Source organism: Idiomarina sp. OXR-189 (assembly GCF_034373425.1).
GTDB classification, from domain to species: Bacteria; Pseudomonadota; Gammaproteobacteria; order Enterobacterales; family Alteromonadaceae; genus Idiomarina; species Idiomarina zobellii.
This window is the reverse complement of the sequence record NZ_CP139706.1, coordinates 2,491,789-2,504,939: the sequence shown is the minus strand read 5'-3', so window position 1 is coordinate 2,504,939 and position 13,151 is coordinate 2,491,789. Positions and strand designations below refer to the sequence as shown.

Sequence of the window (13,151 nt, the reverse complement as noted above, 5' to 3'; positions counted from 1 at the left end):
TCGAGAGTATCTCGGAGAGGAATATCATCAAAAGCGGTTGTAGTGAATTTGGTTAACTACCAACGCCAAGTTTCCGTCTTTTCATATATGACGACAAAGCAGCCGCATCGGGGTGAGTGCTTTCTCGAAGTGCTGAGAACACCCCTTCTTGGTCATCGGTTTTTCGATGCTGCCCCAGCTTTTCCTTGGCGTGAATATCGTCAACAAGAATTTTGAAGCCGACAACCCCCTTGCGGAGCCTTGCTTGATAATCAGGTGGCATCAGTTCCTGATCATCAAGTAACTCAGGCTCATACTTTGCCACTAGTTGACTCATTGCCCGCTCGTTCTCTTCGTCGTCCAGTAGCGTTACAATCCCGTAACAGTGAACTGCTACGTAGTTCCAAGTTGGAACGGCGGGCTTAGACTTATACCATGAGGGGGACACATACGAATGCGGCCCGTTAAAAATGACCATTACACGCTGGTTCTCTAAAGTCTCCCAGTGCGGGTTAGACCTGCCAAAATGTCCATAAAGACAACCGAGCTCTCCCTCTTCTGGTTCAAAAATTAAAGGCAGGTGAGTTCCTGACAAGTCAGGTGAGACCAAAACACCGAACCCATAATCAGAAATAAATTTGCTGATTGCTTCGGCTTCAGTCATTTCCATATTTTTCGGTATATACATAAGTTCCCGTTAGTTGAAGGCAGTTAAACGTTTTAATCAGCCGATACTGCTCAAACATTACCCTTGAGAATCTGATTCAGGCTCTTTGCCTTGAAAGATCCACTTCAATGTCTGGCGGTAAGTTTCAGCAATTGTAGCCGCGTGCGTCCCACCTTCCATGATAAACTTTTTTACTGTCCAGGGCGCACTATCAGAGTCCATCCAGGTATCAGACCACTCTTTGACAAAGTCTTGGCGTGACTGTGTGTCTTTTGTTCCTATGGTAATTGCAACCAGCCCGTCTTTGTTTGCACTTTCTGAAGCCTCAGAAAACAACCTGGAACGCTCGTCCCCAAAGCTTGTATTACTCGCTATTCTCGCCCAAAATAAATCAGGCTCTTGAAGAGCCGACCACAAAACAAAGAAGCCACCATAAGACTGGCCTACTAACACACGTTTACTTTTATCTGTTCTATACTGACTTGAAACTGTCGGGAGTAGCTCATACTTTAAAAACTTCAAGAACTTATCAGGGCCATGTGGCTCATCGCTCTCTTCGCTAGCAAACTCGTGAAAATCAATGTCTCGTTTGTTCACATCACCAAAGCCGCCATAGGCAATACCGACGACAATGGCTTCAGGTATTTGCTCGTCGTACGTTAGAAATAAATGGGTCGGTGCCAACATCGGAAATAAGCTATCACCGTCTAATAAATAGATAACGGGGTAGCTTTTTGATGGATTTTCCTCGTAGCCATGAGGCAACCGAACAAATATGTGGTAAGGACGCCCTACGCTTTCGGAGTCATGCTTAAAATAGTCACCGGCAAGAGCCGGAAGATAGTTGATAGGAGTTTTCGCGTTATCAGAACGTTCGCTTCCATTACTGGGGGCGCTTAATAAAACAAGCAGCAACGCTATAACAAGTTTTAGCATTTGGAATTCCTTTCGTGTTGGGTGATGCGAAATAGTTTCTTAGCAAGACCAACGCACAACATCGTCATGGTCGTAACAACAAAAAACTGTCCGAACATTTGGAGCGCAAACTTAGGCCAAAAGTTAATTTCTTCGGTGAAGAGTGGATGCCAAACATATATCAACGTTAAGCTCCCCGGGAACAGCAGCACCTTAGAGCCGGGCATAGGACCGCCAAGAACATCGTATAAATTCCAACTCAATGCAAATGTTACTGCTCCAATAATGACAGAGATTAAACCCGCATAGACCGCAGTAGTTGTCGTTTTAGTATTCATCATGAATCAACTCGACAGCCGGTGCCGTTTATAAAATTATCTATAACTCTATTAATTTCATCTTTAAGCCACTGAGGACCGTAATCACTCATATTGTTGTGCCGGGATTTTGGTATTTCTGTAACGCACATACTGTACTCTCGAGCCTCTCTCGGTGAAGGCAATACTCCGTCGTCAGCAGGGTAATCACTACCTCGAATCGAGAGGACATTAATATCCTTTCTTCTGGGAAGCGGAACGCGACGATGGTCAAGTGTAATTACAGTATCAATGTAATTCTTGCCCGCATTTGCAAGCCACGAGGAAATATCCCCACCGTTTGAATGACCAATGAGTAGCAAGTCGTTGAAGTTATAGTTTTGGTAAGTAGATGCCAGCCTGTTTTTAATAAAGTTCAGTGTTTCTGCGCCTCTCATCCAGTTTTCGCTTCGAGTTTCATACAAATTACCCGATACCGAAAGCGGAGGATCGTTCTCTAACTCGTGCCCAATAGCTACAACCATGTAACCAAGTTGGTTTAGCTGTTCGGACAAAAAAGTGTATTTAGTATGTGATACGCCGTAACCCGCGCTAAGTAATGCCACTGGGCACTTCTGGGTCTCGTTGCATTGTTCTTTTTCAAGAGGATGCGTAACTTCTATCGGAATATGCCTGTCCCTGGATTCATCATAAACCCTATCGCCTGCAAAACTTAAAGCGCTAAAAAGTAAACTTGCGAATAATGTGAGGAGTTTCAAATTATAGTCCTTTACGATTTGATTTTTGGCGATTCGTGACTGTACTATGGTTTGTAATAAATGTCCGCTTTTCGGTGTGAGTTCAATTGGTCAAAGCGAACACTGCTATTATTATCCGGGAGTTTATTCTGGACTAGAGCAGTTAAAGTAAAGCCAGCAAGCGCTGGCTTATACTTAGTTACATTCCGGACCCATGACACGTTTTAGGTGAGTCAAGACAGTATCCATTGTTTCTTTATTATAACTGTAATGGTCTCCATCCAAATCGATATGCAGCACGGGGTTCTCATAGCTATTATCTGACAACCTTTGTTCAATTTTATTAGCCATTTCGAATGAAGGCCAAATTTGGTCTTGCTTTGCTGAAACCAGCGTGACCGAGCCCTTGATCTTCTCGACAGGAATTGCAGCGTCGCTTAACTCTTTTGGAGAGGCTTCCGATAAAGCGTCAGTAAAGGCATCTCGGTACTCGCCGGTAAAAATACCGGACAGCATATCAAAAGATAATAAAGGGGCCTCAATGTAAGGTAGTGGCTGTCCGTCGATGGTCCAGCTTGAGTAGCTCATTGGTGTTTTCACTGCATTCCAAGCAACATGACTCGGGTATGCAGCAACAATGTGATTAACCGTATTAAAATGACTGCCAAGCAACAAAGATAATTCTGCACCTTTTGAGAAACCGAGAAGTGCAACACACTGACCTTTAATGCTCGGGTCTTCAGTTATTGCCTTAATACGCGCGTCAATTTCGTTTAAAGACAGCTCAATAGGGCTATCGGGCGTTCCCAACGTATCAAAGTAACCCATTGATGCAACAGAGAATCCATAATCGTGATATCTATCCATCAACGGCTTCATATTTGGATTGGCAAAGTAATTACCACCGTCACTTCCTCCTACCAAAATGACTAACGGGTGTGCTTCTCCGTCGCTAATGTAATTGGTGTATAAATCAGGTGCTGGTGCGTTTTCGCAGGACGCAAGAGCCCCCACCAGTAAAAATGGTGTTATTAATTTTTTCATTGTTTTTCCTTATTTTTTAGGGTTAAGCACTACACCTTTAAGTGCCTTTTTAGTTGGCGTGCGCCATTTCGGCTGGTTAATACTTCCAGCTTGGAGTGAATAAATCTTAAGAGCAAGCGCCCATTAAGCCAGCGCTCGGCTTCGCTCAATCGAAGCCGATTAATGATTGCGCCACGATGGACACGGAGAAAGTGTGCTGGCAGTTGCTGCTCCAGCTCAGTTAATGTCTTGTCTAGAGGGTAAGTCTGCGAACCGCAATGGGCCACTTGCGTCCCGTTGTCGATAATAATGGCATCGATATCCTCAACTTTTACGTTTCTCATACGTTGCCCCACCTGACTAATCAATGTTTGTGGCAGCGTTTGGGCTCGTTTTAGTCGCAGCCGCTCAGCGACTCGTTCAAGTGCGAGCTGAAGTCGTTGTAGGCTAATCGGTTTGAGAACGTAATCAGCGGCGGCACCGTTGAAGGCTTCAACGGCATAACGGCTGTGTGCCGTTGTGAAGATAACTTCGCTATTGCAGTGTTCCCGGTTTAATTGCGACAGCACATCGATTCCATTCAGTCCTGGCATATTAATATCGAGTAAAATGACATCGGGTTGTGACTCTGAAAGACGCTGAAAAAGCTCCTCTCCGGACCTTAGCTTGGCTTCAATACGCCACTCGGGTAATGCACTTATAAGCTGATTCAGCTTCAGTCTACTTGCGTATTCATCGTCAACGATAAAAAGGGTATTAATCATGATTGGACATCCAAGCTGATGTTGACAACCGCTCCCTTAGACTCTGGGTTATTCGACAGCTGGATATTGGCATGGCGCATAAGACCAATCCGTCGGATTGTCGTGCTCAAACCGAGTCCCGAATGCTTTAAGTTTTCAAGTTGAGTAGCCAGAACTGTGTCAGGAAAACCGGGACCGTTGTCGCGGATAATAACCTGCAAAGCACTGCCACGAGCTCTACACGCTAACGTTAATTCAATTGGAAGCCGCGTGGCATGTTTAATTGAGTTTTCCAGTATTGGTTGCAACAAAAACGGGGGAATCTGCACATCTAGAGTTGCTTCATCAATGTCTATATCGATTTTCAAATCATCACCGAGCCTAGCACGCTCTATATTCAGCCACTTTTGTAGGATCATTAATTCATGTTTTAGGCTGATGGTATCGACATTATTCGTATCTAGGATATGTCGCAACACGGACGCTAAATCGTGAGTCAGCAGCTCTGCCTTTTTCGGATTCGGCGTAATGAAAGCCGTTAACGTATTAAGGCTGTTAAACAAGAAATGAGGATGCAAGGAGTGCTTGAGTTGATTCAACTCAGCATGCTGGCGCAGCAAACGTTCGGTTTGTAATGCTTTGTAGGCTCTGTAGGCACGATAAAGAATATACGTTCCAATAGCCCAGGGAATTGACATGAAAAAGACGTCAAGCCAACCAAATTCAACACCTGTATAAATGCCTGCTAGAGCAAAGCCCCAGATTCGATAGCCGATATAAAAGCAGCCAAACCATAGAAGCAGCTCATAGAAAATATTGTTGATGCCGAGCCTTTTGATAGCGAATACAGCCGAATAAATAGGTACCCAAAATAGGAAGATAATCGCAACAGCTCCAGCTAACAGAGCGTCATTGGTTCCAACCTGTCCTCGCTGCCACCAGTCGAGAAAGGTAATCGTGGCACTGATAAAACTTAACCCGAGTAATGCGATAAACAGTTCTTTTTTAGTGATTTCTGGCATCGGTATATTCGCTGCTTTGGTTATGTAGACATTATTAAAGCCCTGAAGCTGAGTGTCACTGTGTTTCTGACTGAATGGTTAAAATAAAGGGTTGAATTGTCGCTAGGGTTCGTCCGAGGCTCACTCAGAGCGAACACTTCAAATAACAGAAAAGTTTAATGATTTCGGACGACTTAGTTAATTCGAAAAACATTTAGCAACATTTCCGCACTGGATTTTGGCTTACTGAATGGTACGGTTAACAGTAGTTTAATAGGGACATTAAGAGATCAAGCATGAAATATCTACTAATTGCTGTTACGACGTACCTTTTAAGTTTTACCGCTATGGCATCGGATGCCGTTGAATATCGTACAGAGCTGACTTTTTCACTCGAAAGCTCAGCGTTAAACGCGGTAACTGAGATGCAAATACCAAAGAAGTACAGGAGTAGCGGTACTGTTGCCTTATTTCTGAATAAAGACTTTTCGGTAGAGTCTGTTACTGGGCAGCACATCGAGAGCTTTGAGGTAAAGCAATCGAAGAAGGTGCCTGTTTGGAATGAAGTGATAATTGAGTTTAGTTCGTCAGCTCAAGCAAACAATAAAGCTATACGCATTAAATATGCAGGCACTATTGATAATAACGCTCAGCACGGAAATTTCATTACCTCAAATCAAGTTCACCTGAGTATTGATTCGGCGTGGCATCCGGTATTCAGTGACTTTTCAACGCCAATTATAGGAACTGTTAGCGTCGAATTGGATGACGACTGGGAAGTGTTTGGTCCGGGAAGTGTGACCAGCAGTGGAAACAATTATCAGGTGATAAGTACAGAGCCAACAATCGACGTATCGCTTTATGCAGTGAAAAAGCCGACCAGCATTTATAGCGATGGCTTTACGGTTGTCCACGATGACGTTAACGCCGAGAGGGCAGAATTCGTATTAAATGCAGGTCGCCAATGTTTTGAAAAAATGAACGAGCGTTTTGGGAGGCAGAAACAGCTAAAAGCCGCTCAGGTAGTTCTTCTTGAACGCCCAGGCCCTAGCTTCGCGAGAGGAAACTATATTTCATTAAATTCTCAAACTTTGGGCTCTAAGGTCCATACGCATCAATACTTATGCCACGAAATAGCGCATAACTGGACAAACTTCACAAGCGCCATGTCGCATGACTACTGGATGATTGAATCGTTCGCTGAATACATTTCGGCCAGAGAGGTGGCACGTATTTATGGTGAAGAAGAATTTCAAAATATCGTGGAAAAATGGCAAGCGCGGGCGAAAGGCGAAGCGTTTATTTGGCGCGAAGATACTGCTCGCAGAGCGTCGCACAAAGTTAATTATGGTCTCGGCCCTATCGCTTTAATGAAGTTACAGGAAAAGCTGGGAGAAACTGCTTTTGATGAACTCATTGACTGGTATATGACCAGTGACGTAACCGAGACAGAAGCGCTAATTACAAAAGTGGGAACCTTTGCTGGTGCTGATACCAAGCGTTGGTTTAGCGCTTTATTAGCTGGCAAACATTCGGAATGAATTACTGAAATAATGGTAATTTGTAGTACGGTGGAAATATGGAATCAAAAGCGTTAACCATAATGTTTTTTATTGGGGGGGCTATGTTTCCTCATCACCAAACTCGGACATTCGCAATAACTGACTACTATGCCTTACTGTCAGAATATCTATTTGGCCTCTGACGCTGTAAATGATCCGATAGGCTCCAAATATAACTTCCCTGATGCGACGTCCTCCTACTTCAGGAACGACGCGCCCACTTTCAGGGAAGTCTGATAGCCGCTCCACAATGTCAAACAAACCTTCAACCCACTCAACAGCAGCGCTGGGTTTATCTTCCGCAATATATTGAGATATCTGTTCAACACGCTCTAAGGCGAGGGGAGACCAATTAACCCTCATTGTGCAAGCCTGCTCAGAACTCGTGATTTTGCCTCCTCATGAGAAATACCTTCCCCATTGGCCAGCTGCTCTTCAGCTTTATAAACCTCTTCCAACAACTCTAGCCGTTCTTGCATCTTTTCGTATTCTTGGACGTCCACCAGCACGACAACGCCACGGCCTCTCTGAGTTAACACCATAGGGCGGCGGGTTTCATGTATCTGTTTTACAAATGATGCTACGCCCGCTCGAAATTCGGAAAGGGGGCGGATATCTTCATCGACGCGAACTCTTGTCATGGGAATCACCTAAGTACATTTAGTTGTACTTTTAAGTGTACGCCGATGATTTAGCGTTGGCAAGCAGGGTCTATGAGACATAACCTCTATATATTGTGCGTACGCACATTATATAGATTTAGCTAAACCTCCGACCCACAAGCAAAACCACTACTCCAAGCCCATTGGAAATTGAAGCCTCCCAGCCAGCCGGTTACGTCCAGTACTTCGCCAATGAAGTACAGACCCGGTTGTTTCTGGCTTTCCATGGTTTTAGAGCTAACTTCGTCGACGTTTACGCCGCCTAGGGTGACTTCGGCGGTGCGGTAGCCTTCCGTGCCGTTGGGCTTGAGCTGCCAGCGGTTAAGGTTATCGGCTATGGTCTGGAACTGTGCGTTCGAGGTATCGGCCAGTTTGTTGCTGAGTGGCCATTGGTGGTGCTCGGCTAATGCGGTAACCACGCGTTTGGGGAAGTGTGCTTGTAAAACGGTGTTGAGTTGGCTTTTAGGTTGTTGCTGCTGTTGTGTTTTCAGCCACTCGTAAGCGTCTAAGTCGGGCAGTAGGTTAATGCTCACGGCTTCGCCGGGCTGCCAGTAGGACGACACCTGTAAAATAGCGGGGCCGCTGACGCCTCGGTGCGTAAACAGCATGGCTTCACGGAAATAGCCGTCGTTAGCCTCGGCAGTCACTGGTACGGCAACGCCGGAAAGCTCTGCAAAGCGTTTTTTGTCTTCTTCTTGCAGGGTAAATGGCACTAAGCCAGCGCGTACCGGCACAATGGAGTGCCCAAACTGCTCGGCAATTTGGTAGCCCAGAGGCGTAGCGCCCAATTTAGGCATGGAAAGTCCACCACAGGCAACCACTAGCTTTTCGCTGCGGTATTCACCACGGCTGGTTTCTACGCAATATCCGTCGTCAAAGTCCACCGACACAATCTCTGTACGCAACTGTACCCGCGCGCCGTAGCGGTCGCACTCGCTCATTAGCATGCGCACTATGTCTTTGGCGGAGTCGTCGCAAAACAACTGGCCTAAGGTTTTTTCATGGTAGGGAATGCCGTATTCAGCCACTAACCCAATAAAGTCCCATTGGGTGTAGCGGCTAAGCGCAGACTTACAAAAATGCGGGTTGGATGACAAAAAGTTATCGGGGCCTGCGTACATATTGGTGAAATTACAGCGGCCGCCGCCAGATATCAGTATCTTTTTCCCTGCCTGCTTGGCGTGATCAAGCACTAATACGGACCTGCCGCGTTTAGCCGCATGTGCAGCGCAGTGAAGCCCGGCTGCGCCGGCGCCGATAACAATGACATCCCAGTTCGACATTACTTTTGCAATTGCTCCAAAATGTATTCCGCTTTGCTGACTTCAAAGGCTTTTTCGTCTTCAACGTATAAGCCTTTTACGGTACCGTCGGTAATGATCATGGCATAGCGTTTTGAGCGAATACCGCCAAAGTTGCCAGTGTCCATTGCCAGGCCCAGCATTTGGTTGTAAGCGCCGTTACCGTCTGACAATAACCGAACTTTTTCTCCGATCCCTAATGCTTCGCCCCAGGCCTTCATCACAAAAGCGTCATTTACGGCCACGCAGTTAATGCTTAAAACACCCGCTTCTTCAAGTGCTTCCGCGTGTTCGACATAACCGGGCAAGTGTTTTTCCGAACAGGTCGGAGTAAAAGCGCCGGGTACGGAGAACAATATGTGGGTGCCCTTAGCAAATATCTCTGCCGGGTCGTAATTTTGAATGCCAAGCTCACCTTTGCTGGTCAGTGAACCGGATGGAATTTTATCGCCTTCTTTAATTTGCTGACTCATTGAAACCTCGTTTTATGTAAACATCAAAGCGATGCTTTTTACTCTTAATTTGGCTGTTTGGTTCACGCTCTGCCAGAAACGGTGCGCTGTTTGGGCGCTTAACCACCACCCGGAATTTAGCATGGGCAAGTGCAGGCTCAAGCAGCAAGTCAGCGTCGTTGTCGCTGCCGACCAACTGCTGAAACATTTGCATGTCCTTTTTCACCTGCGCTTTTTGCTTGCCGGTTTTGGGGTACATTGGGTCTAAATACACCACGTCGGGCTCGTGGGTGAAGCCTTTGCCGGAGTATAAGTTGTCTGTGCCTATTAGGTGCATACGCTGACAGGCTTCGCCAATATCGTCGGCTTCTAACTGAGCTCTGTGCAGGCCGTTATCGAGCAGCGCAGCGACCACGGGGTGCCGTTCTATAAGCTGCACGTTGCAGCCTAAACCGGCCAGCACAAAGGCGTCTCGGCCAAGGCCGGCAGTGCCGTCAACCACCGACGGTTTAAACTGCCCGGTGACACCCACTGCTTTGGCTATGGCTTCGTTTTTTAATTGCGTATTCTGAGCTCGGTAGGCCGCTTTACCCTGATGAAAGTCGACCACTAGCGGTGACATTTTTTGTGGGCTTTGCAGCCAGTGCAGGGCTAACTCACCCTCATTCAACCATAGTTGAAAAGCGTCATCGTCTCTGGCTTCCGACGGCAGCCCCCAACGTTCGGCAATAGTTTTTGCGGCAACGATGTCAGCATCGCTGCTTGCTAGTACCGGAACCCGAGCTGTGACGGTCACTGGGCCGCCTTACGTTCCATATCAATGTGTGGAATATCGTCTTCCAGATATTCTTCGCTGATAGGTTCAAAGCCGAAGCTTTTATAAAAGTCGAGCAGATAAACCTGAGCACCCACGCGAATAGGCGCCTGAGGTGCGTACTTCTCAAGATAGTCGATGCTGCGCTGCATAAGCTGAATGCCAAGCTTTTGGCGGCGCACCTTCTCATGAGTTAGCACGCGGCCAATACGCGAGTAGCCAGTGTCTGCGGTGGCAAGGTAAAGACGCGCGTAGGCGACCATTTCATCGGCGGTGTTGCGTGCGTATAAATGCAGTGCGTGTTCATCGGCGCCGTCGGCATCGAGGTACGGACAGGTTTGCTCGACAACGAACACCTCCTGGCGAACTTTCAGTAAGTCGTAGAGATCGTGAAGGGAAAGGTCGTTAAATGCTTTTAAATGCCAGTTCATGTGCCTACTTTCTTCAGTTTTTTATTAATAGATACGACATTGCTTGCGGGTGAATCTGTATTATAGAGCGCAAGCAACTCGGTAACGGGCTTACGACCGTCACCCTTTTGACTAATACTGCGCGACACCGACAAGCTGCTAATATCGGCTTGCTTGTAGAGAGCTCGCGTTAGTTCAGTATCGTGATTGCTAATAAGCACCGGTATGTCTCTTTTCTTAGCCACTTGCGCCGCCCGGCGTGCGAGCTCGTGTTGGTCGGTTAGGCCAAAGCCGCCGGTGGCGTAGCTGGTGAAGTTAGACGCTTGTACTAATGGCGCATACGGTGGGTCGCAATAAATAACGTCGCCCTGACGTGCGCGGCGGAAAACCTGCTCGAACGGTCGACAAATAAACTTGGCTTTGCGGGCTTTTTCGGCAAAATGCTCGAGCTCTTTTTCCGGGAAATAGGGCTTTCGGTAGTCGCCAAAAGGAACGTTAAAAATGCCTTTGCTGTTGTAGCGGCATAAACCGTTATAGCCATGTCGGTTCATATACAAAAACAGCAAAGAGCGGTAGTAAGGGTCGCTGCTGGCGTTAAACTCTGCGCGTAGCGCGTAGTAAGCGTCGGGCTGGTTGTTACGGTCAACGAAAAGCTTGCGGGCGTCCTGAATAAAGGTTTTAGGACGACGCTTCACGAACTGATACAGGGTTATTAAGTCCTGGTTAATGTCGTTCAGCAGGTAACTGTCGTAGTCTGTGTTCAGAAACACGGAGCCGGCACCAACAAAGGGCTCAATGAGCTTTTTACCTTGCGGCAAGCGTGCTGATATTGGCTCGATAAGTGAGTACTTACCGCCTGCCCATTTTAAAAATGCCCGATTCTTCTTCATGCGCCGGCCGTTGGTTGATCCTCAACGGATTGTAACCCAAAGGCCGGGGGATGAAAATTGCTGTGAGTATTAACGTCTCTGAATGTCGGCATGAACGCTGGCAAATGACTTAGCCCAGGGCTCCATTTGTTGAACTGCTTGCGGCAGTTCGCTGGCGGCATTGCGTGCCTGTTCAATGCTATTGTGGCTACCAAAAATAATGACATAGCGGTTATCGGCGCGCTGATACACCTGCGTATTGTCAGTTAAGCCGTAGTCCTGGCGGAAATCTGACAGCAGCTGAGTGTCGCTGATAATACTAATTTGTAAGGTATAACTATCGGTAGGCTGACTCAGTGCCCATTCGGTATTAAACGGTAATTCCTGAGTCTGTGCCGTTTGAGTTGCCGCCGGCTCCGCTTGGGCGGGCTGGTTGGCTGCTGTTTCTGCTGGCGCTTCATTGCTTTCACCAGACTCAGCAACCACGGTGCCTACCGGTTCAGCCTCTTTCGGTTGTTGCTCTTTAATGAAACCAACGCTGATATCACCTTCTGTAATTTCAGCGGCGGCTTTGTTGTTTAGCGTACCCAAAGAAGCTCGATAAGACGATGCCAACTCTTCAGGAACAAGCTCTAAAGAACGCTCGTTAATAGGCTCAAAGGTGGGTAACTCGGTTGTTTGTGGCTCTTCTGCCTGAGCAGGCTCACTCTCGCCCTCGGTTGCTTGTACGGATGCTGCATCAGTCGTCTCTGGCGACGGCTCTGCTTGAGCTGAGCTGTTGAACTGTTCCCATAACGGCAGTAACTGGTCTTTGTTCAGGTAGCCAGCGGCAGCGGTACTGATAAGTGCCGCAATTAAAATAAGAGGCCACAGCTTCATTTTTGAAGGTGTCTTCTCGGTGTCTGACTCGGACGCACTTGCCGGCGCACTTTGCTCTTGTTCTGTCGGCGATGAGTCACGATAGCGCGCCGCCTGAGTGGTTAAAGTCAGTTGCAGGCGCTGCTGAATTTCGCCGGGGTAGCCGTTAATCGAGTTTAAAAACTGTTGAATGCGCTCTAAATTCCAGAAGCTACGTTGCTTTTCTGGCAATAGCGCTTGTACAAAACGGATTTGTTCTTCGTGGCTAAACGGCTGCACTTCAACCATAGCAGGGCCTTGCACGCGAAGGTGTGGTGCCGGGCGTTGCTGCTGTGCCCAACGCGAACTACCGGCAACGATAATGCTGGTGCGTTGGCCAATGGCGCTGAGTTGTGAAACTGTTGATATGCACTCGGCCAGAAAACTTTCAGACAGGTATTCGCCGTTGTCTATCACAATAATGGCGTGGTTCAGGGGGCGTTGGCGCTGAATTTGGCGGCTGAGTGACTCGTCACTAATGCTGATAGTACCAAACAGCTGATTCAGGATTTGCGCCCGCAGACGGTCGTTGGTTGAACGCTCGTTGGCTGAAATGAAAGCGACTTCTGCATAGTCTGACGCTTGCTCCAGAAAAAGCTCTGCAACGGTTGTTTTACCGCTACCTTCAGCGCCGTGCAGCATAATTAAAGACACACTTTGCTGGCATTGTTGATGAAGTTGATCAATCGCCTGCTGCTGGCTCGGTTTATTTTTTACCGGTGCGGCAACAATGTGTTGTGTGGTCGCAAGTGCTTGCATCGTTTCGTTCCTGTCTGTTTAGCCGAATAGAGATAACGCAGGT

At 47.2% G+C, this 13,151-nt stretch carries 16 protein-coding genes; 1 reads left to right on the top strand and 15 read right to left on the bottom strand.

Annotated features, from left to right (window positions below):
- Nucleotides 1-52: 52 nt before the first annotated feature.
- From UM402_RS12315 to UM402_RS12285, 7 genes are all read right to left on the bottom strand, one after another.
- Nucleotides 53-667 (bottom strand): FMN-binding negative transcriptional regulator, encoded by a 615-nt coding sequence (locus tag UM402_RS12315; protein WP_058578552.1) that lies wholly within the window; start codon nucleotides 665-667, stop codon nucleotides 53-55.
- Between the two features lie 57 nt (nucleotides 668-724).
- Complete coding sequence (locus tag UM402_RS12310) at nucleotides 725-1,582, bottom strand: alpha/beta hydrolase (RefSeq protein WP_058578551.1); 858 nt, start codon at nucleotides 1,580-1,582, stop codon at nucleotides 725-727.
- Complete coding sequence (locus UM402_RS12305; protein ID WP_058578550.1) at nucleotides 1,576-1,902, bottom strand: hypothetical protein; 327 nt, start codon at nucleotides 1,900-1,902, stop codon at nucleotides 1,576-1,578. The genes UM402_RS12310 and UM402_RS12305 overlap by 7 nt, the downstream gene beginning before the upstream one ends.
- On the bottom strand, nucleotides 1,899-2,636 hold the full coding sequence (locus tag UM402_RS12300; protein ID WP_058578549.1) for an alpha/beta hydrolase: 738 nt from the start codon (nucleotides 2,634-2,636) through the stop codon (nucleotides 1,899-1,901). The genes UM402_RS12305 and UM402_RS12300 overlap by 4 nt, the downstream gene beginning before the upstream one ends.
- Before the next feature lie 174 nt (nucleotides 2,637-2,810).
- Nucleotides 2,811-3,659, bottom strand: a complete 849-nt coding sequence (locus tag UM402_RS12295) for an acyl-CoA thioester hydrolase/BAAT C-terminal domain-containing protein (RefSeq protein WP_058578548.1) — start codon at nucleotides 3,657-3,659, stop codon at nucleotides 2,811-2,813.
- A 29-nt stretch (nucleotides 3,660-3,688) separates the two neighbouring features.
- Entirely contained in the window at nucleotides 3,689-4,402 is a 714-nt protein-coding gene (locus tag UM402_RS12290) for a LytR/AlgR family response regulator transcription factor (protein WP_058578547.1), read from the bottom strand.
- Nucleotides 4,399-5,403 carry a sensor histidine kinase gene (locus tag UM402_RS12285; RefSeq protein WP_058578546.1) on the bottom strand — a complete coding sequence of 335 codons (1,005 nt, stop codon included), beginning with the start codon at nucleotides 5,401-5,403 and terminating at the stop codon, nucleotides 4,399-4,401. The genes UM402_RS12290 and UM402_RS12285 overlap by 4 nt, the downstream gene beginning before the upstream one ends.
- Before the next feature lie 275 nt (nucleotides 5,404-5,678).
- Here UM402_RS12285 and UM402_RS12280 point away from each other — a divergent pair, with 275 nt between their 5' ends.
- Entirely contained in the window at nucleotides 5,679-6,923 is a 1,245-nt protein-coding gene (locus UM402_RS12280) for a hypothetical protein (RefSeq protein ID WP_053953409.1), read from the top strand.
- Between the two features lie 81 nt (nucleotides 6,924-7,004).
- Here the strand turns inward: UM402_RS12280 and UM402_RS12275 are convergent, their stop codons facing one another.
- The 8 genes from UM402_RS12275 to UM402_RS12240 all read right to left on the bottom strand — a co-directional run bounded on the left by UM402_RS12275 (nucleotide 7,005) and on the right by UM402_RS12240 (nucleotide 13,108).
- The gene (locus UM402_RS12275; protein ID WP_053953408.1) at nucleotides 7,005-7,307 is read right to left on the bottom strand and encodes a type II toxin-antitoxin system RelE/ParE family toxin; all 303 of its coding nucleotides are present in this window, start codon (nucleotides 7,305-7,307) and stop codon (nucleotides 7,005-7,007) included.
- Entirely contained in the window at nucleotides 7,304-7,585 is a 282-nt protein-coding gene (locus tag UM402_RS12270) for a type II toxin-antitoxin system Phd/YefM family antitoxin (protein ID WP_053953407.1), read from the bottom strand. The genes UM402_RS12275 and UM402_RS12270 overlap by 4 nt, the downstream gene beginning before the upstream one ends.
- A 122-nt stretch (nucleotides 7,586-7,707) precedes the next feature.
- Nucleotides 7,708-8,889 carry an NAD(P)/FAD-dependent oxidoreductase gene (locus UM402_RS12265; protein ID WP_058578545.1) on the bottom strand — a complete coding sequence of 394 codons (1,182 nt, stop codon included), beginning with the start codon at nucleotides 8,887-8,889 and terminating at the stop codon, nucleotides 7,708-7,710.
- The gene (locus UM402_RS12260; RefSeq protein ID WP_058578544.1) at nucleotides 8,889-9,380 is read right to left on the bottom strand and encodes a peroxiredoxin; all 492 of its coding nucleotides are present in this window, start codon (nucleotides 9,378-9,380) and stop codon (nucleotides 8,889-8,891) included. Before UM402_RS12260 ends, UM402_RS12265 begins: the two co-directional genes overlap by 1 nt.
- Nucleotides 9,364-10,155: a class I SAM-dependent methyltransferase gene (locus UM402_RS12255; protein WP_058578543.1), complete on the bottom strand. Its 792-nt coding sequence runs from the start codon at nucleotides 10,153-10,155 to the stop codon at nucleotides 9,364-9,366. Before UM402_RS12255 ends, UM402_RS12260 begins: the two co-directional genes overlap by 17 nt.
- On the bottom strand, nucleotides 10,152-10,604 hold the full coding sequence (locus tag UM402_RS12250) for a GNAT family N-acetyltransferase (RefSeq protein WP_058578542.1): 453 nt from the start codon (nucleotides 10,602-10,604) through the stop codon (nucleotides 10,152-10,154). Before UM402_RS12250 ends, UM402_RS12255 begins: the two co-directional genes overlap by 4 nt.
- The gene (locus tag UM402_RS12245; protein WP_058578541.1) at nucleotides 10,601-11,473 is read right to left on the bottom strand and encodes a Dam family site-specific DNA-(adenine-N6)-methyltransferase; all 873 of its coding nucleotides are present in this window, start codon (nucleotides 11,471-11,473) and stop codon (nucleotides 10,601-10,603) included. Before UM402_RS12245 ends, UM402_RS12250 begins: the two co-directional genes overlap by 4 nt.
- A 69-nt stretch (nucleotides 11,474-11,542) precedes the next feature.
- The gene (locus UM402_RS12240) at nucleotides 11,543-13,108 is read right to left on the bottom strand and encodes an AAA family ATPase (protein WP_058578540.1); all 1,566 of its coding nucleotides are present in this window, start codon (nucleotides 13,106-13,108) and stop codon (nucleotides 11,543-11,545) included.
- Nucleotides 13,109-13,151 lie beyond the last annotated feature (43 nt).